This window comes from Lysinibacillus sp. OL1 (assembly GCF_004332175.1).
GTDB lineage: Bacteria > Bacillota > Bacilli > Bacillales_A > Planococcaceae > Lysinibacillus > Lysinibacillus capsici.
The window spans coordinates 76,764-97,988 of the sequence record NZ_SJDS01000004.1 but is presented as its reverse complement, the minus strand read 5'-3'; the positions used below and the strand labels follow the sequence as shown (position 1 = coordinate 97,988).

General features: G+C 37.6%; 18 protein-coding genes. 10 read left to right on the top strand and 8 right to left on the bottom strand.

Annotated elements, in window-relative coordinates; translation table 11 throughout:
- The 3 genes from EW028_RS09615 to EW028_RS09605 all read right to left on the bottom strand — a co-directional run bounded on the left by EW028_RS09615 (nucleotide 1) and on the right by EW028_RS09605 (nucleotide 5,409).
- Nucleotides 1-3,783, bottom strand: coding sequence for a DEAD/DEAH box helicase (locus EW028_RS09615; RefSeq protein WP_131520714.1), 3,783 nt, complete (start codon nucleotides 3,781-3,783; stop codon nucleotides 1-3).
- A gap of 112 nt (nucleotides 3,784-3,895) precedes the next feature.
- Nucleotides 3,896-4,450, bottom strand: coding sequence for an NADPH-dependent FMN reductase (locus tag EW028_RS09610; RefSeq protein ID WP_131520713.1), 555 nt, complete (start codon nucleotides 4,448-4,450; stop codon nucleotides 3,896-3,898).
- 128 nt (nucleotides 4,451-4,578) lie between these two features.
- Nucleotides 4,579-5,409: an oxidoreductase gene (locus tag EW028_RS09605; protein WP_131520712.1), complete on the bottom strand. Its 831-nt coding sequence runs from the start codon at nucleotides 5,407-5,409 to the stop codon at nucleotides 4,579-4,581.
- A 318-nt stretch (nucleotides 5,410-5,727) separates the two neighbouring features.
- Here EW028_RS09605 and EW028_RS09600 point away from each other — a divergent pair, with 318 nt between their 5' ends.
- From EW028_RS09600 to EW028_RS09580, 5 genes are all read left to right on the top strand, one after another.
- The gene (locus tag EW028_RS09600) at nucleotides 5,728-6,774 is read left to right on the top strand and encodes a PseG/SpsG family protein (RefSeq protein ID WP_054549087.1); all 1,047 of its coding nucleotides are present in this window, start codon (nucleotides 5,728-5,730) and stop codon (nucleotides 6,772-6,774) included.
- Between the two features lie 192 nt (nucleotides 6,775-6,966).
- Nucleotides 6,967-7,152 carry an SE1832 family protein gene (locus EW028_RS09595; RefSeq protein WP_004225556.1) on the top strand — a complete coding sequence of 62 codons (186 nt, stop codon included), beginning with the start codon at nucleotides 6,967-6,969 and terminating at the stop codon, nucleotides 7,150-7,152.
- Nucleotides 7,153-7,186: 34 nt separating this feature from the next.
- The gene (locus EW028_RS09590) at nucleotides 7,187-8,758 is read left to right on the top strand and encodes an ABC-F family ATP-binding cassette domain-containing protein (RefSeq protein ID WP_131520711.1); all 1,572 of its coding nucleotides are present in this window, start codon (nucleotides 7,187-7,189) and stop codon (nucleotides 8,756-8,758) included.
- Nucleotides 8,759-9,196: 438 nt separating this feature from the next.
- Nucleotides 9,197-9,601, top strand: coding sequence for a transcriptional regulator Spx (gene spx / locus EW028_RS09585; RefSeq protein WP_004225558.1), 405 nt, complete (start codon nucleotides 9,197-9,199; stop codon nucleotides 9,599-9,601).
- A gap of 23 nt (nucleotides 9,602-9,624) precedes the next feature.
- On the top strand, nucleotides 9,625-10,071 hold the full coding sequence (locus tag EW028_RS09580) for a MarR family winged helix-turn-helix transcriptional regulator (RefSeq protein WP_131520710.1): 447 nt from the start codon (nucleotides 9,625-9,627) through the stop codon (nucleotides 10,069-10,071).
- A gap of 106 nt (nucleotides 10,072-10,177) precedes the next feature.
- On the opposite strand, the gene EW028_RS09575 is transcribed toward EW028_RS09580, so the two are convergent.
- Both EW028_RS09575 and EW028_RS09570 read right to left on the bottom strand, forming a co-directional pair.
- On the bottom strand, nucleotides 10,178-10,726 hold the full coding sequence (locus EW028_RS09575; RefSeq protein ID WP_036078118.1) for an RNA polymerase sigma factor: 549 nt from the start codon (nucleotides 10,724-10,726) through the stop codon (nucleotides 10,178-10,180).
- A gap of 293 nt (nucleotides 10,727-11,019) precedes the next feature.
- Nucleotides 11,020-12,153, bottom strand: a complete 1,134-nt coding sequence (locus EW028_RS09570) for a LuxR C-terminal-related transcriptional regulator (RefSeq protein WP_131520709.1) — start codon at nucleotides 12,151-12,153, stop codon at nucleotides 11,020-11,022.
- A gap of 192 nt (nucleotides 12,154-12,345) precedes the next feature.
- Between EW028_RS09570 and EW028_RS09565 the strand changes: the two genes are divergently transcribed.
- The 3 genes from EW028_RS09565 (at nucleotide 12,346) to EW028_RS09555 (ending at nucleotide 15,525) form a co-directional block, all read left to right on the top strand.
- Nucleotides 12,346-13,101 carry an SDR family NAD(P)-dependent oxidoreductase gene (locus EW028_RS09565; RefSeq protein ID WP_048393320.1) on the top strand — a complete coding sequence of 252 codons (756 nt, stop codon included), beginning with the start codon at nucleotides 12,346-12,348 and terminating at the stop codon, nucleotides 13,099-13,101.
- A gap of 20 nt (nucleotides 13,102-13,121) precedes the next feature.
- Nucleotides 13,122-13,865 carry an SDR family NAD(P)-dependent oxidoreductase gene (locus EW028_RS09560; RefSeq protein WP_131520708.1) on the top strand — a complete coding sequence of 248 codons (744 nt, stop codon included), beginning with the start codon at nucleotides 13,122-13,124 and terminating at the stop codon, nucleotides 13,863-13,865.
- A gap of 277 nt (nucleotides 13,866-14,142) precedes the next feature.
- Nucleotides 14,143-15,525: a dipeptidase gene (locus tag EW028_RS09555; RefSeq protein WP_131520707.1), complete on the top strand. Its 1,383-nt coding sequence runs from the start codon at nucleotides 14,143-14,145 to the stop codon at nucleotides 15,523-15,525.
- Between the two features lie 57 nt (nucleotides 15,526-15,582).
- Here EW028_RS09555 and EW028_RS09550 read toward each other — a convergent pair whose 3' ends face one another.
- Both EW028_RS09550 and EW028_RS09545 read right to left on the bottom strand, forming a co-directional pair.
- Nucleotides 15,583-16,155, bottom strand: a complete 573-nt coding sequence (locus tag EW028_RS09550) for a nitroreductase family protein (RefSeq protein WP_048393315.1) — start codon at nucleotides 16,153-16,155, stop codon at nucleotides 15,583-15,585.
- 97 nt (nucleotides 16,156-16,252) lie between these two features.
- Nucleotides 16,253-16,747 carry an amidase domain-containing protein gene (locus tag EW028_RS09545; RefSeq protein ID WP_131520706.1) on the bottom strand — a complete coding sequence of 165 codons (495 nt, stop codon included), beginning with the start codon at nucleotides 16,745-16,747 and terminating at the stop codon, nucleotides 16,253-16,255.
- A 182-nt stretch (nucleotides 16,748-16,929) separates the two neighbouring features.
- On the opposite strand from EW028_RS09545, the gene EW028_RS09540 reads away from it, so the two are divergent.
- The gene (locus EW028_RS09540) at nucleotides 16,930-17,952 is read left to right on the top strand and encodes a DUF2804 domain-containing protein (RefSeq protein WP_131520705.1); all 1,023 of its coding nucleotides are present in this window, start codon (nucleotides 16,930-16,932) and stop codon (nucleotides 17,950-17,952) included.
- A gap of 91 nt (nucleotides 17,953-18,043) precedes the next feature.
- Here the strand turns inward: EW028_RS09540 and EW028_RS09535 are convergent, their stop codons facing one another.
- Nucleotides 18,044-18,760, bottom strand: coding sequence for a glycerophosphodiester phosphodiesterase (locus EW028_RS09535; RefSeq protein ID WP_048393311.1), 717 nt, complete (start codon nucleotides 18,758-18,760; stop codon nucleotides 18,044-18,046).
- 157 nt (nucleotides 18,761-18,917) lie between these two features.
- On the opposite strand from EW028_RS09535, the gene helD reads away from it, so the two are divergent.
- Nucleotides 18,918-21,143: an RNA polymerase recycling motor HelD gene (helD, locus tag EW028_RS09530; protein ID WP_131520704.1), complete on the top strand. Its 2,226-nt coding sequence runs from the start codon at nucleotides 18,918-18,920 to the stop codon at nucleotides 21,141-21,143.
- Nucleotides 21,144-21,225: the final 82 nt, after the last annotated feature.

The window sequence follows — 21,225 nt, the reverse complement described above, 5'->3', positions numbered from 1 at the left end:
CTACATCACCAATCCTTCATGATTACGCAAGCCATCGTAGGATTTTACTGTTTTTAACAAATTCGCATACATCTCTCTTGTCTCTTGATGTTTTGCACGTTTTGCAAACATTTCTGCACTTCCAACAAGCAGTAGTAACTCACGGGCACGAGATAGCGCGACATTTAATCGACGATAATCTCTGGCAAAGCCAATATCCCCGCCTTTAGGTGTATTACGAACCATGCTCACTAAAATGACATCCATTTCCATCCCTTGGAATTTATCAACAGTCCCTGTTCTAAATTGCAGATGTGGTAGCTGTAATTCTTGCTGAAGAAGACGATTAATTTTCTTTACCTGCTCACCGTAGAAACTGATGACACCAACGCTTTTTTGAGCATCCTGCGGCATACGCCCTGCTTCTTTTGCTGCCTTCACAGCTTCATTGAGATCTAGTAAAATACGTCTAATTGTGAGCAATTCTCCTTCATTAAAACGACTCGTTCCCCCTTTTACTTGCTCCTCTAAATAAGGTTTTTCTGTTGGAATATCAATCCACAGTAAATGGTCATCACGTTTTATAAACTGCCCTTCTAAGCCATGATCTCTTGCTGCATCTGAATCTGGTAAGCCACATTGCAAGCCATTTTCTTCTTCCGCATAAAACGGTGTGATACTTTGCATGATTTTCTCATGCATGCGGTATTGCAATGCTAGCATTTGCTTATGTGTTGGTGGCAAATTATTAAATAAACGCTCAAATAATGATTCACGCAACAGATTTTTTAATTCCTGTGCGCCTTCAAAGTTTGGATTTTCTTCTAGCATTGCCTTTAATGTTTCCTCCAGCGTATCATCCCCAAGTAATGGTGGTAGCTGATGATGATCACCTACTAAAATTACTTTCTTCCCCTTTAGCATTGGTAAGAGCAATTCTGGTGGTGTTGCCTTTGAAACTTCATCAATAATAACCACATCAAAGGTCGGATAATTTTCCATAAACTCCTTACTGGCAGAAGCTACGCATGTTGTACCAATAACGTTCGCATGACGCACATACAATTTTCGAATTTCATCTAAATCATACTCTGTTGCGTTTTGTAATTTTTCACGCCATTGTTCTTGTAGTTTTTTGTGAAGAGGTAGCTGTTTTTCCTGATGTTGGAATGCTTCGATTGCTTGCTTTGCAGTTTGAATAGCTTCCTTCACCTCTTCAGCCGTTCGTTCTGGCATAGATTGTAAAAGCTTTGTATAGGTAGCTAGTTGCTTTTCTTTCTTCAATCCTGCTATATTAATATCTTTTATTTGTTCTTCTATAAGCGTTAGCTGCTGTTCTACTTCCTGCAAGTTTGTTTGGACAGTCTGTAAAGAGGCTTGTTTAGGAACGAGTTGTACTTTAGCCTGTTCCACTGCCTCCAGTTGCTGCTTTGCTTGTAGAAGAGACTCTCTAGCTTGTGAGGCAAGAATTTTTAAATAGTCTACAGATTCTTCTGGTTCTTCAGTAATTTGAAAGGCGTTTGCTAATTGTTGTAACCGCTCAGTATGCTGGATAAATGGTTGGAGCTGCCGCTGGTAACTTTGCACATCAAAGCTAGTTATTGCACATTCCTGATGAATTAAAGTTCCAAGATTTTTACGAAAAGTTTCGTATTCCTGATCTTTATGCTCTTGCTGTTGCTTTAGTGCTATACCCTTTTGCCAAACAAAATCACGACGCATATATAGCCCGAGCAAATAACTTTCAATAACATCACTTGCTGGTGCTTGACCATCTTGAAAAGCCGTGTTTAATTGTGCGAATACACCAGTAAGGTTTTGCAAAGAAAACGATTGTACCGGTTGTAGTCTACTTTTAGCAAGGGCACGCTCCTTGCCTTCATGCGTAACCAAAGCCTCAAGCTTCACAATTGCTTTTTGTAAACGCGCATTAATCGTTGACCATGCCTCTAAATCTTTCGCATCCTCTAAATGCTGCAAGCGATCAATTTGTTGCGAAAGTACATGAGAAGGGCGAATTTGATAATGCTGTAAAAAACGCTGGATAAGCTCAAATGAGGTTAAGGTGTATATATATTTTTGCGCTTCCTTCATGATTACTAGACGATTACTTTCGATTTCATATTTCTGCTGTATCTCTTCAAATTGCTGTGTTAACTGGTGCTTTTGTTCTTGTAGTTCTTTATATTGAGCAGCAGCCTCTAGATGATTCACTTTTTCAGTAGTTTCCTGAATCGTTCCCTGTAGTTGCTCGACTGAAGGGTAATCAGCAAGGGTCTGTTCAAGCTGCTGTACAATTGGCTCAATTTGTGCGAGCTGTTTTTCATAATGCTCTTTTTGAGTCTCACATGTTTGTTGCTCTGTTTTAGCAGCCTTCAATTCTTTTTTTAATGCTTGAATCTCTTGCTGTAAAATGGGTTCTTCCATAGCTGCCTGCTCTTTTGCAGCAATTTCCTGTGTTAATTGCTCTAGCCATTGCTCTAATTTCTCTAGCTCATCTTTTGCTTTTACAAGGTTTGCTTCTAGCTCTTGCTGACGTTCTGGAAATATTGTAATTGCTTCTTCAATCGCAGCAAGTGTCTGCTCACGCCATTGAAGCGCAACATTTTCCTCAATGAATTTTTTACCCTCTTCCTCAATACTTTCCGTTCTACCATAGCGTAAAATTCGAATTTCTTGATTGGACAGTAAGCGTCCTAATGCATTATCTACAGCTAAATTAGACTGTGAGGCAACAAGTGTTTTTAAGCCTGCTTTAACATTTTGCTGACAAATCTCTGAAATGACAGTTGTTTTCCCCGTACCAGGTGGACCCTGAATGACATACAAATCCTCAACAGATAGTGCACCTAAAACGGCTCGTCGTTGATATTCATTTAAATTATTATGAAACTCAATATCTTCGCGTAGCTTAGATGCCCGAACTACAGGACGCCGCTCAAACAGTATGGTTTCTAAATTAGGGTTTACTGCCTCACCCTTTTCTAGCTTTGTAAAACCATTACGTAGTCGTCGAATTTGGCTTAATGTTGCAAAATTACTAAAGCTCGCTTTTTTGGAACGAAGATTCAGCTGGTCCTTGCGAGCCAAATCCTGTATAAAAGGCTTTACATCAATTTCTACCGTTTGCTTTCCTGCATTAGCCTTAATAACCTGTCCTATCTCACCTCGAATTCCTTGAATGCTAACACTTAACCCCTCTAGCTTTTTCCATTCTTTACTCTTTATGTAGGGACATACAATGGTTAAGCGTGTAAAGTCTTCATTGAAATAGCTTTGTTTAAATTCTGTATGAATATCATCAATGGTTGCATCTCGTTCTTGTATTTTTAAATAGCCTTCCCAGCTGGCTATACGTTTTTTTACATACTCTGTACGTTCCTCTGCAATCGGTAGCTGTCTTATTTTGGTGTGAAGCTCAAGTGGAATACCTGCTCCATTATTAGGCTTCGTCACAAATTGTAATGCGGCTGCTAAGCGACGATTTGTGTTAATAGGTCCACGCATATGGACAAATCGAATATTGGTTGCCAGCAATCCTTCCACCTTTAGCACACAATCCATAATAACCGTTTTCTCAGTAAGAATATCGCTTAATTTTTCATTGTCCTCCGCATTAAAATAGATGGATAAAAAGGTTTCACCAACTGTTTTTGCTTTTCGTTTTTCAATATAGACAGTAAAAGATCTTTGTAACGCAAAAAAGGCATGCTCGTTTGCTGAGCATTCCTCTACCGCTTCCTTCGCCTTATTGGTCAAAATAAGATTACAGCGTTGTTTTTCTAGTAAAGCGATGTCCTGCATGAGCAGCCCTCCTTCCTGTGTCACTAAAGTTTTATTTTATCACATCCTAAAACAATACTTACAAAGAAAAATCCCCTGCACAGTGATTTCTTACCACCGTACAAGGGCTATCTTAATGTTGGTCAATTGTTTCCTTCGGCAAGTTCTTGCTCATTTCACAGTATTGAACAAATACTCGAGCTAATTCACGTAAACGACTATGAACGTCTTCATCTACAATAGTATTATTTGCATCGAAATGTGATGTATGTGTATACACATAGTTTGGCGTAACAAGCGCTCGGAAGTAGTCTAAAATAGGTTTTAGCTGATTTTCGACTACAAGGTGATGCTGGTATGTGCCTCCATTTGCAACAATAGATACGGGCTTATAGCGCATTGTTTTAGGGTGTAAGAAATCAAAGGCATTTTTCAAAACACCTGGAATGGACGCTTGGAAAATAGGCGTTGCAATAATGTAAGCGTCTGCCTCTTCAAATTGTTGAATCATTTTTTTCATATCATCATTTAATGGAGAACCATCCACAATTTGATGCTTATATTGACTAAAATGCATCATTTCTAACTCGAAACTAGCATCTAATTCTTTAATATATTGCTCCACTTGCTCTAAAATAGCACCAGTTTTACGACCAAACATCGTGCCATCTACGAGTAAAATTTTCATCTTTACTTTGCCTCCACATTCATCTTCTACAATAATATTGTAACAAATGAAAAGTGGCTCGGAAAGGATTGTCATGACAATTGATATAAATTCAGTCTTTAGACGGAACGACGAATTTAATCCTAAAATTAATTATCCTGATCACGTTGTCGGAAATGGACTTCCTTATCAATGACCGTTTCCTCAAGCTTATATTTATCTCGATTAATGACAACCTCACGATTAACTTTCTCGCCTTCATTCAGCTTATCCCAATTAAATAATGTCTCTCTTGAAATGTCCTCTTGTGGTATTTCCGGATACTCTAATGTAGCTAACTCATCTGAAGGATAAATAGTGACTGGCTGTTGTTTACCATATAAGGCAATGATAATCATAGCCTTTGCCACTTGTGTAGCTTCAATTGCTCTAGAACGTTTTAAAGGTCCAATCAATAAAGGCTGTGCAAGCTTTAATAATTTTTCTCCTGCCTTTTCTCCTAATCGAAATTCATCACGGTTCCCTACTAAGAGTGATGGGCGAATAATGGAAAGCCTTTGTAAACCTAGTTCCTCTAAATCACGCTCAAGTTTACCTTTAACTCGATTATAGTAAAATGGAGAATTTTCATTAGCTCCCATTGCCGTAATCACAAGAAAATGAGGGATTCCCCGTTTTTTTGCTAAAGAGGCAATTGCTAACGGGTATTCAAAATCTACCTTTTCAAACATTTCACGAGAGCCTGCCTTTTTAATGGTTGTACCTAAGCAACAATACAATTCATGAGCAAATCCTATATCGTTTTCTTCTATTCTATCAAAATCACGAATTTTCACTTCTAACTTTGGATGCGTATAAGTTAGCTTTCTTCGTGCAATAACTGTTACTGAAATATACTCATCATTTTCACATAATTGTTCAACTAGAGCGGAGCCGGTTAAACCAGTCGCCCCTACAACAATCGCTGCACGCATACTCATTTTTTCTCCCGTCCTTCTACTTATTGATAGTATATCAATTACGCTTATCTTGACACATCGGAGTTAAACAAAGCATCCCATCATCTCCATTTGTAGAGGGATTTTTCGAACCAAGATAAAGAACTTCCAATTGTTATGTATATTCCTACAATTCGCCTTACTATATATATCGACCATTTTTTTGATGATTAAAACTGATTAAAGATAGCTATTTTAGAAGATTCCGCTAGAGACAATCATGATCAAATCCTAAATTTTACACATACTTGCCCTTTCTTCGCCATAATTTAAAGAGACAGAGGAAAGGATGGGATACATTTGCAAAACGAAACACACGCAATTGAACCAAAAAAAACGATTGTTTTCATTATTGAAAGCTGTATTGATAAAGGGCTGTATCCTTTTGAACGGGTTTCAACATTAGCTAAACTACTTTCGAATGAGAAGGTTTTTATCTTTGTAAAGACTCCTTCAAATGACGGAATTCAAATTTTAATGAATGAAGGAGTTACGCCTATTCTATTTGATCACTTTAACGAATTACCTAAGCAAATCAAAGGACTTCAACCTGATTTAATTGTTAGAGATGGGCGAAATTCTGAAGGCTGGCAAGTAGAGGAATTACGACCATTCTGCAAAACAATTATTCATTTTGATGATTTTGGTGAAGGTGGCCAAGCCTGTGATTGTGTACTACTAGCACTCTATCAAGAAGTGAAAGATTATTTACCAGCGCATTATATTGGTGGAAGCTTTGTTTTTGCCCTGCCAGATGCATATCAGCATTTCGATAATATACCTGATAGTAAAACACCTGAAAATCCGCCTCATATCGTTGTTGCTTTCGAGGATGGGGACGAGCATAATTTAACGTATCGAACACTTCGACACCTAACTCAGTTACAAATACCACTACAAATTACAGTTATGATTGACGACAGCTATCGCCATGCAACGGATGACTTGCAAATGATGGTACTTAGTCGTCGCAATACTGCTATTCTTCGAGATAAAGATGCACTCCTCAAACTACTACCTAAAGCAGATGTCATTATTTGTAATGCTAACTATACACCTTATAAAATTGCCTCTTATGGCGTGCCATGCATTACACTTGCGCAAACTGAAGCTGAGCTTTTACATGCTTTTCCTCGTGAGCATAATGGCTTTATCCATCTAGGACTTGGTCGTAAAATGAAGCAATCACAAATCCAAAATGCTGTCATGGAATTTCTTTTACACGAAGCTCGCAGTGAACGAGCAGTGAGAAAACAGCGACAACTCAATCTTGCTGGTAATAATGAAACACTTCAAGCTTTACTCTTAGATTTTGCTTACGATCGTCATAATATCGCTTCTACTTAGTGCTACTTCGAAGATGATTATGATACAATATATAAGAATTTTTCACTCCAACAGCTCTTACAGTAGTTGGGACATAAGTAAATTCAACAAGTACCCGATTGATTTTAAAGAATAAGCGGTGGGGGATTCTTAAAACCTCCATCGCTTTTACACGCATTCACTATAAAAATATTCTCAAAAGGAGTAGTCTTCATGCCAACAAAAAGTGATATTGAATACCAAATTAGAGAGTTAAAAATGGACTATATGAATTTACAAGGTGATATAGAAAAGTTGGAGTCTACTGGACACAACGATCAGGTAGCTAAAGCAGAGCAACGTCTTGCGAATATGGAAGCTCAATTAGCAGAACTTAACAAGCAGCTTGCAGAGCTATAAAATGTAAACAAGAAAGATAGTTGGAGGAACAGATATGGCAATATTAACAGTAGAAAATTTAGGTCATTCTTTCGGTGATCGTACACTCTTTAAAGATGTATCGTTTCGCTTAGTGGAAGGTGATCATATCGGACTTGTAGGGGCTAATGGTGTCGGTAAGTCTACATTAATGGGTATTATTACAGGTCAAACGATCCACGATACAGGAAAAGTTGAGTGGCTGCCTGGTACACACTATGGTTATCTAGACCAACATACCGTACTAACGGCTGGTAGAACAATGCGTGAAGTGTTACGCGATGCCTTTTTACCATTATATAAAAAAGAAGAAGATCTGAATGAAATTACAGGCAAGATGGCAGACGCAACGCCTGAAGAATTAGAAGTACTTTTAGAACAAATGGCAGAAGTACAAGATGCATTAGATGCAGGAGATTTTTATTCATTAGATATGAAAATTGAAGAGGTGGCACGTGGACTTGGACTTGATGCCATTGGCTTAGAGCGTGATGTAGCTGCCCTTTCTGGTGGACAACGTACAAAGGTACTCCTCGCTAAGCTTTTATTAGAAAAACCAAAAGTACTTTTATTAGATGAGCCGACGAACTATCTTGATGAGGAACATATTACTTGGTTGAAAATTTATTTAAAGAATTATCCATATGCTTTCCTTCTAATCTCACATGATACAGAATTTATGAACGAAACAGTGGATGTCATCTTCCAATTGGAATTTTCTAAATTAACTCGTTATACTGCAACATACGAAAAATTCCTTGAACTTGCTGAAATCAATAAACGTCAGCATATTGAAGCCTATGAAAAGCAACAGGAGTTCATCAAGAAGCAAGAAGATTTTATAGCCAAAAACAAGGCTCGTTACTCCACTACTGGTCGTGCAAAATCACGCGCTAAGCAACTTGATCGTTTAGAGCGAATTGATCGCCCAGAAACAGCTGTAAAACCAGAATTCGGTTTTAAAGAAGCCCGTTCATCTAGCCGCTATGTTGTAGAGGCTGAGAACTTAGTGATTGGTTACGATAAAGAAAAGCCATTACTTCCTCCACTTTCTTTTGCGATTGAACGAGGTGAAAAAATTGCTTTAGTCGGTATGAATGGTGTTGGTAAATCTACATTATTAAAAACAATGTTAGGTAAAATTAATGCGCTTGGTGGGAAAGTAGTCCGTGGTGACTACCTATATCCTTCCTATTTTGAACAGGAAGTAAAAGCTGAGAAAATCACGCCTATTGATGATGTTTGGAATGCATTCCCTTCTATGGAACAAGCCCAAGTACGTGCAGCTTTAGCAAGAGCAGGCCTAAAAACTGACCATATTACACGTCCGCTTAATTCATTATCTGGTGGCGAGCAAGCTAAAGTGCGTTTATGTAAATTAATGATGGAGGAAGCTAACTGGCTTCTCTTCGACGAACCGACAAACCATTTAGATGTAGATGCAAAAAATGAATTAAAACGTGCCATGAAAGAATTTAAAGGTACCATTGTGCTAGTAAGTCACGAACCTGATTTCTATGAAGGACTCGTAACAAAAGTCTGGAATGTTCAAGATTGGTTTACTTCTGGACAACAAGGCCAAGACTAATTATTTCAAGGGCAGCTCCAACATGTTATGGGGCTGCTCTTTTAAATTTTTTTAACTTCTATGTATAAATAGCCTCATTTAAACATACTATAATCAGTGGACTAACAATTTTACTCCTACTTCCAACTAACTCTCCCCTACGAGACAACATAGAATTCTAGTAGTCTCTATTCATTCAACATCGATTTTATAGCTTAAAAAGACATTTTCTATAGAGCTAACATAAACTTACATCATTGTAAGCTGAATAAACGAAACTTTTTACGCTTATCTTCGTATATTTTAATATAACTGAAAAAATAATAATTCGATTGAGAAATTTTTTCAATTAACTATTGATTTATATATAGCTTACTAGTAAGATATATATATAAACTATTAACTTACTAATAAGCTATTTGTAAAATATAATCTAAAAAAGAAAGCGAGGAATGAAGAATGACAGTTACAATTTACTCACAAGCGAGCTGTTCTTCATCCAGAAAAGCACTTAAATGGTTAAAAGATCACAACATAGAATATAAAGAAAAACGTATTACATCTCACCCACTTACACTTGCAGAATTCAAAGAAATTTTAAGTATGACTGAAGATGGCACGGATGAAATCATTGCAACAAACTCAAATGACTTTAAAAATTTAAATATCGACATCGACCAACTTTCTATTCAAGAGCTATTTGCTATTATTCAGGCACATCCAAGAATGTTGCGTAGTCCTATTATAATAGATGAAAAACGTATTCAAGTTGGTTACAATGAGATGGACATCCGTCGTTTTATCCCACGTAAAGTACGTGCTTACGAATTAAATGCGATGACAAGATTGGCACAAGAAAGTTAAAACAGTTTTGGAGATGACCTTCTATGGACCAAGAAAAACAAAAAGCCATTACCTCGTTGTTTGAAGTCGTTTCATCTATTGAGCGTAAGTGGGCAAACGAGTGGAATAATCATAATGTACTCGGCTTTTCAAAATCCCATATTTTAATTTTAGACTACTTATCGCAGGAGGGCCCAAAACGCCCTTCTGCTATTGCTGAGCGGTTAAAAGTAACTACTGGTGGTGTCACCGTTTTAACAACCAAGCTGATAAATGGTGGCTTTATTGAAAAAACACAGCATGCCACAGACCGCCGTGCTTCTCAACTAGTCATTACGGCTGACGGTGAAAACATATTAAAAGAATCTCGTCAACAAGTGAGTGAAATCATTAATAATATGTTTGGTATGCTAACAGCGGAGGAACTGCAAACCTTACGATCTATTTTTTCTAAATGTTTATTGGATGTGGAGACAAATCGACCAGATTAAAGCACAATAAAAAGATGCATTTGCAACTATTTGCGAATGCATCTTTTTTGATTAGTCGACCAAATACTTCCGTCTAAGTACTGTGATGTGCGACCAATCTGCTTTATTACGCTGGTAGCACAGATTCCACAATAGCTGTATCTGACATGAGCATCTCTTTTAATCGAGCCTTTGCACGGAATAAACGAGATTTCACAGTACCAATGGAAACTTTCATAATTGTAGAGATTTCTGCAAGTGAGTATTGGTCTATGTAGAAATACCATAAAGTCTTTCTATAAATCGCATCTAATTGCTCCATTTTATCCTGGACTAGTTTTGTTACAATGTCCTTTTCAATTTTTTCTTCTGTAGAAATATCGTTATTGGGAACCAAATCTAAAATCGGTACGTCTAATGTTTCAGGTTGGTTCATCATATATTTGCTACGTCGTACTTTTTTACGATAGCGATCTCTAAATGTATTCATTGTAATAGTTGTCAGCCAAGCTTTAATATGCTCTACTTCGGCCACGCTATCTTCATAGCGTACAACCTTAACCCAAACTTCTTGCATTAAATCTTCAGCTTCTATATTATTGCGAGTTAGTTTTAAACATAAATGATATATATAACGATTGTATTCCTCGTATACGCCTTCTAATTTTTCATTCATTGTGTATGCCTCCGCTTCTTGTTCTTGCTTCTATACACATTCTCGCAAAATAATGTATTACACTCTATCGCATTGGCTTTCAATTTCATTACAATCGTGTAAGCTTAATCGCTTTCACTTGTAATATTCGTAAAAATTGTTTTACTACTATACTGCTTTCCCTCCAAAAAAACTTTTGATGACAATAGTTACCTATTAATTAAACTATATTTTCAATAGTATTTATTGTCAGAATATTAATTAGCATTTGAAGAAACAAAAAATGCACTCCTAATAGAAGTGCATTGGGTGTTTTAGCTTAACAGTCCTAGACGAAAGGCTGAGGCAACGACCTGTGTTCGATTCTTTGCTTTGAGCTTTGTCATAAGACTGCTTACATAATCCCTGACAGTATGCTCACTTAAAAATAATAAACCAGCAATTTTTTTATTATCATATCCTTCGGCAAGCAGGCCAAGTATCATCGATTCCCTTTCAGTTAAATGAAGCACTGTATTCTTTTCTACCTTCTCGCCCTTACGTGATAAAAATAAACCTAAACGCTTCCCTACTTCCTCAAGGAGTGTTAATTCTTCCTTTGTACAATCAAACTCCTCCCCTAGCTGATCAAATGTTAACCATCCAAATAATTGATCTTGACGCAAAATGGGAATAAAAATAATCGAGGATAAATTAAATAATTGGATATGCTCGTCTTTCAAGTAATTTTTAGGATTTTTTAAATAAATGGGTTTTCTTGAACTAAGTATTGTGTTTTCCCCAGTCAACTCCCCTTTCATGCTTTGCACCTTAGGAAGCTCTGCGCCAATAACTCCATAAAATTGATTGGACCATGGGACATATGCGTAAAATACACATCTTTTATAACTAAAATACTCTTCACATTTTTTTAAAATCAGCGCTAAATCCTGATAACCTGAGGAACTAATAAGCAATTTATCAAGCCTATCTAATAGCTGTAGATGCCTAATTTTCTGATTTTCGCTAGCGATGTTACTAGTTTGGTTATCTCCCTCACAGTCATAATAATAAAGCTCTACAAGTAACGTAAATGTCGATAATACATACATGAAGATGGCATTCGTTCGACTACTTTTCTGTTGAATCATAAAAGTAATCAATGATTTCTCGAAAATTAATTGGAATAAATTAAAGCTCTTCCTATCAATAATGGACAACTGTGATTGAAGCCATGTGTTAAAAAAATACTTATCATCATTATTTAATTCCTCGATATTTGCATGTGTCATTAAACGCAAAAATGAATCTAATAGCATTGCTGTTCTATTTCGATCTGCCCCAGTTATAGAAGGTTCTAGATTAAGGTAAATAATTGTATTCTCTTCAATTTGCTGATGATGGATTTTAATAAACAACACAAACTCTTGAAGTGTTACTTCTTCAATTGATTGAAATGGATGCGTCATAGGAAATTCTTCTCCTTCACACTAAAAATACCCCTATAAATGGAGGATATTCACTCACTATATTATACAGCATCTTATAGGATAGTATTTCAAATTGAAAGGAGTAAGATGAAGGTATCGCTAAACAATGCGAATACTTTTGAATCCTAAGGCAACCATATAACCAGAAATAATGAAAGGTGCGTGCTTGAAATGAGATTAGAAAACAAAGTGGCCATTATTACAGGTGGAGGTACAGGAATCGGGAAAGAAACTGCACTATTATTTGCTAAAGAGGGAGCAAAAATAGTTATTACTGATATAAATGAACAATCTGGGAACGATACAGTCCGTGATATTCAAACTATCGGCGGTGAGGCAGTATTTATCCGCCACGATGTTAGTAATGAAGAAGACTGGAAAAAGGTTGCAGATGAATCAATAAAAACATTTAAGAAAGTGGATATTCTTTTCAATAATGCAGGTATCTATATCATAAAACCCCTTGCAGAAATCGAGCTTTCTGACTGGAACCGCTTAATGTCCATCAATGTGACAGGTGTGTTCTTAGGCATGAAACATATTATGCCGCTTATGGCTAAACAACATAATGGTTCTGTTATTAATGCTTCCTCTATTGCAGGCTTAACAGGTGCTGCTGGTCACGTATTATACGGCGCTAGTAAAGGGGCTGTTCGCATTATGACAAAAGATGCTGCTATGGAGTATGCTCCATACGGCGTACGTGTCAACTCCATTCATCCTGGCTACATTGATACAGGTATGGCAGACTATGCATCAGCAACAACAGGAAGCTCAAAAGATGAATTAGGCAAAAACTTATTCCCATTAGGACGTTTAGGCTCTGTAAAGGAAGTAGCGCAAACTGTATTGTTTTTAGCTTCTGATGAATCTTCCTTTTCAACAGGTGCAGAATTCGTTATTGATGGCGGAGCAACCGCAAAATAACATTAAAGGTGGTCATTTATATGAAACTAAAAGATAAAGTAGCAATTGTTACAGGTGGGGCTAGTGGTATCGGTGAAGCCACAGTTCGTCTCTTTGTAGAAGAAGGCGCTAAAGTCGTTATTGCCGATTTTTCTGATCGTGGACAAAGCGTTTCTGAAGAATTAAATAACAATGGTTTTGATACACTCTTCGTAAAAACAGACGTAACTAATGAAACGGACATTCAAAACATGATAAAGGAGACCGTTGCTAAATACGGTAAACTTGATATTATGTATGCAAATGCAGGTGTAGCTGACGATGCACCAGCACACGAGCTTTCTTTTGAAAAATGGAAAAGAACAATTGATATTAATTTATCAGGTGTATTTCTTTCGGATAAATATGCCATTGAACAATTCCTTGCTCAAGGGACAGGTGGTGTCATTGTTAACGCTGGTTCAATTCATAGCTTCGTTGCCTTACCAAACCCTACAGCCTACTCATCTGCAAAAGGTGGCGTTAAATTATTAACACAAAACCTATGTACTGCTTACGCTAAACAGGGTATTCGTGTAAATGCGGTGTGTCCTGGCTATATCGACACTCCTCTATTAGCTGAGGTCGATGCTCAGAAGAAAGAATATTTAGCATCCCTTCACCCACAAGGTCGACTTGGTAAACCAGAAGAAATCGCTAAAGCTGTTCTCTTCTTAGCAAGCGATGACGCAAGCTTTGTTAATGGTACAACGCTTCTTGTTGATGGTGGTTATACTGCTCACTAATGGGGCTTTGAATAGACTTGCCTGAAAGCTAGTGCATTTAATGATGCCATTCTAGCCGTTAAAAGTGTGAAGCGATCTGGCTGTTGTATCTGAACCCTTCACTGAAAAATGACGAATTTATAATCCACTCAAGTAAGACTCAACCACAATTGCTATTTAGCTCTTGTGGTTTATTTTGTAGGTACTATGTGTAATCTTTCAAGACAATTTAAGATTCCTAAAAGCAAATTGTGCTATACTATTTCTATTATCGAAATAGTAGAAAGAGGGATGCTTAATGACTAATTTACAGCAAATTGATGCTTATTTTGCAGAACACCGTGAGGCACATTTAAATGAATTGAATGAATTTTTACGAATTCCAAGTATCAGTTCTTTATCCGAGCATAAAGAGGATATTCAACATGCAGCTGAGTGGCTAGCCAGTGCGTTTGAAAAACTAAATCTTGAAAATATCTCCATTACACAAACAGCTGGGCACCCTGTTGTTTATGCAGACTGGCTACATGCAGAGGGTAAACCAACTATTTTATTTTATGGTCATTATGATGTTCAACCTGTTGATCCATTAAATTTATGGGACAGTGAGCCTTTTAATCCTACAATTCGAGACAATAAATTATTTGCTCGTGGTGCGAGTGATGATAAAGGACAAGTCTTTATGCACTTAAAAATGATTGAGGCATTGTTTGCTACAACAGGGACATTACCTGTCAATGTTAAGTTCATTTATGAAGGTGAAGAAGAAATTGGTAGTCCACATCTACCTGCCTATGTTGAACAATATAAAGAAAAACTAGCGGCAGATTTAATTTTAATTTCCGATACAGGTCTTTATGGTCCTGGGAAGCCTGCGGTATGCTATGGTTTACGGGGCTTAACGGGCATTCAAATTGATGTGCGTGGAGCTAAGGGAGATTTACACTCCGGTCTTTATGGTGGTGGCGTACAAAATGCTATTCACGCATTAGCTGAAATTTTAGCATCCTTCCGTGATGAGCATGGTACGATTCAAGTTGAAGGTTTCTACGACAAAGTGTTGCCATTAACAGAAGAGGAACGTGAGGCTTATCTTGCGCTTGGCTTCGATGAAGAGTCTGTTAAACAGGAAGTTGGCGTAAAAGAATTATTCGGTGAACAAGGGTATTCTTATTTAGAACGTACTTGGGCCCGCCCAACCCTAGAGGTTAACGGTGTATTTGGTGGTTTCTCAGGTGAGGGCATCAAAACAGTGCTGCCCGCTGAAGCTGGCGCTAAAATCACATGCCGTCTTGTACCAAATCAAGAGCCCGATGAAATTGTAGCACTTTTAAAAGCACATGTTGAAAAGCACAAACCTGCTGGTGTGGAAATCAACATTTCTGAATTCGATAAAGGCCGTCCATTCCTAACGCCTTTCGATCATCCATTTATTCAGGCTGCTGGACGCTCCTATGAAAAAGTGTATAATGTACCAACAGCATACACACGTGGCGGTGGATCCATCCCTATCGTCGCTGCGTTTGATGAAATTTTAGAATTACCTGTAGTGCTAATGGGCTTCGGTCTATCAAGTGAAAACTTCCATGCACCAAATGAACACTTCCATTTAGAAAACTTTGATAAAGGCTTACGTGTTCTTAGTGATTATTTATATGAGGTTTCAGGATTACAAAAATAAATATCGATTAATTAAAAAATCCCCTCACTGTCAAAGTGAAGGGATTTTTTTATTTGATTACTCACCAAAAATCGTAACGATATCAGCTGCTTGTTTGCGCTCTTTACCTTTTGGCACTTCATCAAAATAACCAACTTGTAGCATAGCAATGACACGCTCACCTGGCTGTACCTTTAAAGCTTCACGGAATTTTGGATTATCTAGGAAGCCTGGTGTTTTCCAGCAAGAGCCTATGCCTCTATCCCATGCCAGTAACTGCATGTTTTGAATAAATGTACTTGCTGCTGCATAATCTTCTAAACGTTCTTTTTGACGCGCATCCTCTGGAACGATAACAAAGGCATAGCCGCCTGGTAATGTAAATTTCAACATCTGCTTCGCTAAATCTTCGCTTGAAAGCTCCTGCCATTTAGGAATTGTTAAGTCACGTAATAGCTGGTGAAGATTTGTTAATTCCTTTCCACAGGCAACAACTAATCGCCACGGCTCACGATTACCATGATTGGGAGCCCATACTGCATCGTCAATAATAGCCATTAAATCCTCACGCTCTACAGGCTGGCCATTAAACTTTTTAATGGAACGACGTTGAATAATTGCATCTCTAACAGATAAAATTTGTTCGCTCATATATCAATTCTCCTTCTACCATAAGACAACATATTAGAGTTTATCTCTTCTATCTTTCACATTATCATATATTTGCATGCTTTAAAACTACCTGTTCCTAAGCAAAGCTGTCATCTATATGATAGAAAAAGTAGGTCATGCTTGGCGTATAGGCGGTGGAATCCTCGTAAAAATAAGGTCGATTAAGACTATCTGAGGTGTGGGCATTCACATAAGGAATACCATTTTGAATACTTGTAACAATAACGGAGTGGTCAATTCTACCATTCCCTTGAAAATCATAAAAAATGACATCTCCAAGCTCTAGTTCCTCTGCATATTGAACACGTCTACCCTTCAATCCTGTTGTAGATCCTTCTAAATACCATCGTAATGAATGGGCAACAGACCAGCTAAAGCTCCAATTCCCTTGCTGAATCCACCAGCCTTTCTCTCTACTTGGTGCACCTCGCATCGGTGCCCCTCCTGCAAGTAAACACTGAGATATATAGTTCGTACAATCTACATCAAAATTTGGAAAAGCAGGATTGCGTCTGTTCCACCACAAATTAGCATATTGAACTGCAGCCTGCCTATTATACATTTTTGCCATACATAACCTCCTCATGCCATCATATGTCTATTTAAGCATTTCTATTAGTTAGGTCCTTCCTCATAATTCTTATTGAAATCCATTATATTCAGCATGTTCCTTTCCAATTTCAAGAACATTTTTGCTACAATAAGGATTAAAGATATGTCAATTTTATTTTATGACCAGAAGGGATGTTGAATGTGAGGCAGCATGCTGAAAAAGAGATTTTACAGCCAACTCTTTTATGCGATAAAAAAGGTAATTTAAATCCAGCAGCCATCGGATTTGCACGCAAACCACTTATTAATAGCAATTTAAGCGGCCATCTCATGCGCAAAAAGAAATGGAACTATTGGTGTGTCTACGGTGATGAAATCTTGTTTTCAGCTACGATTAGTCATCTAGATTACGCAGCAGTCTGCTTCGTTTATTTCCTTGAATATGAAACACAGCGCTATTTTGAAAAAACGATCACAATCCCTTTCGGTGGTAAACTAAAAATGCCTTCACAGGTTTTAGAATCTGTTTCATTTAAAAATAGTGAAATGATGATTGATTTATTATATATACAAAATGAAACACATCTATCTGTTTCCATACCAAACTTTGACGGAGATGTTTTACGAGCGAAGCTTATCATTCAGCACCCACCAGCGGACGAAACCCTAAATGTAGTCATTCCTTGGAATCGCAAAACATTTCAGTTCACAGGCAAGCATCACATATTGCCAACATCAGGTGTTGTCACAATTGGTACTCGACGTTTTAATTTCTCAGCTGAGGAGAATTTTGCTGTGTTGGATTATGGACGAGGTGTATGGCCACGTGAAGCATTATGGAATTGGGGAATGGCCTCTCAACGAGTACGTGGACGACGCATCGGACTTAATTTAGGAGGTAAATGGACAGATGGCACAGGCATGACCGAAAATGCTGTTTTTGTTGATGGTAAAATGACAAAAATACATGAGGATTTATTATTTCAATATGATTCCGAAGATTATATGCAGCGTTGGAAAGTAAAAACAAAATTTTCTAATCAGGTCTCCTTAACCTTTTCACCCTTTTTTGAACGTATAGCCCAAACGAATGCCAAACTAGTTAAATCAGAGGTACATCAACTATTTGGCTATTACGACGGTTCTATTTTACTCGACAATGGTGAAACACTGGTTATTCAACAAATGCTCGGATGTATTGAGGAACATCGTGCAAAATGGTAAAAATCCTCTAGAAGACGTTGCTTTCCGTGGGTATTTTGAAAATGCAAATGATTCCACGGAAGCTTTTGTCTCCTAACTGTCCACTTTTGCTCTAACTAAGGGCTCTTAATATTTTTTCTGGATCATCTGTAAATATCGCCTGTACACCGAGCTGTTGTAAACTTCGAGCATCTCGTTGTTCATTGACGGTATACACACGTACAGTTGCACCTTCAGCGAGAGCTAGTTTAACTGATTTACGGAAGGAAGTTGGTAAACTTACATGCAACGCCTTAGCTGGTATAAGAGCAATGTAAGTTGGGAAATCCACCAGCACCTCTGCAAACAATGCTGCACTTTCTATATAAGGCGCTATTTTTGATATTGTTTGCAATGATTCATGATTGAAAGATGAAATGATCACCCGCTCTGTCATTTGCTGTGCTGCTACTTCTTTGAGCACGAGCGCTTCGATTCCTTCATATGCAATAATGTCTGTTTTCAGTTCAATGTTGATACGGTGATTGGTACCTGCAAATAACTCCAACACTTCCCCTAGCGTAGGAATTACTTCATCTCCGAACTCCCGTGAAAACCAGGAGCCAAAATCAAAAGTACGTAATTGCTGTAATGTAAAATCTTTTACATAGCCTGAGCCATTGGAGGTACGATCAATGGTCTCATCATGAATCACCACTACCTCTTTATCTGCGGTTAAATGAACGTCTAGCTCTACCCCTGCTATAGGAAGCTTTGATGCTGCTTGAAAGGCAGCCATCGTATTTTCTGGGTAGTTTATCGAAACGCCTCTATGTGCAAATATGTCCAAATTCAATAACCTCCTCTATTATTATTCAAAGAAAAACCTTCCAGCCCCTTGTAATAATAGCATAATTGACTTTTTAGCTTTCACTTGCTGGTAAATATTATATATAGTAGTATGATAATCTACTTTGAAATTGTAAGTACCTAGGAGGTGCTAAAAAATGACTGTACAACATCCAGATTTTCAGGCTGAAGTAGAGCGGTTAGCGTATACCCAAGGCTATATGCAACAAATATTAGACGAATCACAACGAGATTTAAAATCTGCTCAAGAAAATATCCGCAAATCTATGGCAGATCTTGATTACTTAGATTCGAGTTTAAGTTATTTAAATATCTTAACAAATGCCAGATTTTTTGAAATGGCACGTAATCAAAAAGAAGGTCTAGAGGCCGTTCGCAAGAAGCCCTATTTCGCTAGAATCCATTTCCAAAAAACCGGTGACCCAGAAGAATTCCTTTATATTGGGAAAACATCACTATTTCATCGTGAAACCCATGAGCCCATTATTGTTGACTGGCGCTCACCCGTAGCTAATGTTTATTATGATGGACGTCTTGGTGACATGGAATACGATGTCCGTGGTGAAGTTCATAAAGGACATCTCTTTGCTAAAAGGCAATACAAGATCGAAAATGGCGAATTACTCGATATACGAGATATTGATCTAACAACAAATGATGAACTACTACAAGAAGCATTAGCTGGAAAAGCTGATGTCCGTCTAACTGAAATTGTTTCAACAATTCAAAAGGAACAAAATGAAATTATTCGAGCACATCTTCGTCAACCAATTATTGTACAAGGTGCTGCTGGTAGTGGAAAAACAACCATTGCTCTACACAGAATATCCTATTTCCTTTATACAATGGGTGAACATTTTAATCCTGAGCAGCTCATGATTTTAGCACCAAATAAATTATTTATTGATTATATAGGCGATGTTTTACCAGAGCTTGGCGTCGATAAAATATGCCAAACTACTTTTACAGACTACGTTCTTTCTGCCACTAAATTAAAGCTTAAGCTTCAAAATCCAAATGAGCAATTAGAATTGCTCGTTGCTGGAGGAAGTCAGCCTACTGACTGGATTGCTGAAATGAAAGGCTCACTTTACTATCGTGATGTCATCGAACGCTACGTACAAAAGCTGGAACAAAGGATCGCAGAGCAATTCGAAGATGTCTATATTGAAAAATACTGTATCATGCGTGCTTCCCACCTGAAGAAGCTGTTTTTATATGAATTCTCATATATGCCTATCGAAAAGCGACTTGAACATATTAAAAAGGTCTTAGCAAGCCATGTACGTCAAAAAAAACAGGCTGTTTTAGCTACACTCCATAAAAAGTATGATGAAGCATTGGGTAAAGCCTTAAATGGAATTCGAGATGATGAAAAACGGCGACGTGTTGTCACAAAATTCATTGATGAGCGTGATGAACGAATTCCTGCCATTGAAAAAGAAACGAAGACAACGGCATCAGCTTATATGCGGCGCTTTCCCAAACATAATATTAAAACACTCTATCGTACCCTTCTCACCGATGCAGAACTATTAGCAGAACTCGCCCCTGAATGGCATTACCTTGAACAGCAACAATTTTTGCAGGCACATCGTAAAGAACAATGGGCACTCGAAGATTTAGCTGCACTATACTATTTACAAGCACGTTTAAAAGGCATTGCAGATGAATGGAAGATGCGTGTTGTCTTTATCGATGAGGTCCAAGATTACAGTTTATTTCAGCTTGCTGCTTTAAAAGCAGGTCTTGATACAGATATGTTTACTATGGTCGGTGATTTAGCACAAGGTATCCATAGCTATCGCTCATTAACAGCCTGGGAGCCTGTCCAAAGCTTATTTCCTCGTGCAAGCTTCCGCACTTTGCAAAAAAGCTATCGAACAACAATTGAAATTATGGAAGTCGCGAATCAAATTCTAGCGCAAATGAATGAACAGCTACCTTTAGTAGAACCCGTTGTGCGTCACGGTAACGTACCAAGTTTTATTCAAGAGGAGCAATTCGATGCCTTCAAAATTAAAGAGATCTTTGAAGCCATTCGTCAAAATGGTCACCGATCCATCGCTTTAATTTGCAAAACTACTGCAGAAGCCATTACTATGCAACAGGCATTAAAAGATAATGACATTGCTTCACAACTACTAACAGAAAATGAATCTATTAATCAAGAAATGTTACTTGTTGTCCCAAGTCACTTAGCTAAGGGACTTGAATTTGATGCCGTCATTGTAGCTGCCTACGATACACCATTTTACGATACACCAATTGATCGAAAGCTACTTTATGTAGCTCTTACACGAGCTATGCACGAGCTATACTTAATCGGGCCATCCAAAAAGACATTTTTATTAGAAAATTAAAAAGTCGCTAAAAGGCGACTTTTTTCTTTGCATCGTTAATTTCTTGGGGGTAATTTATAAAACTTCCCTTTGGATAAATAAG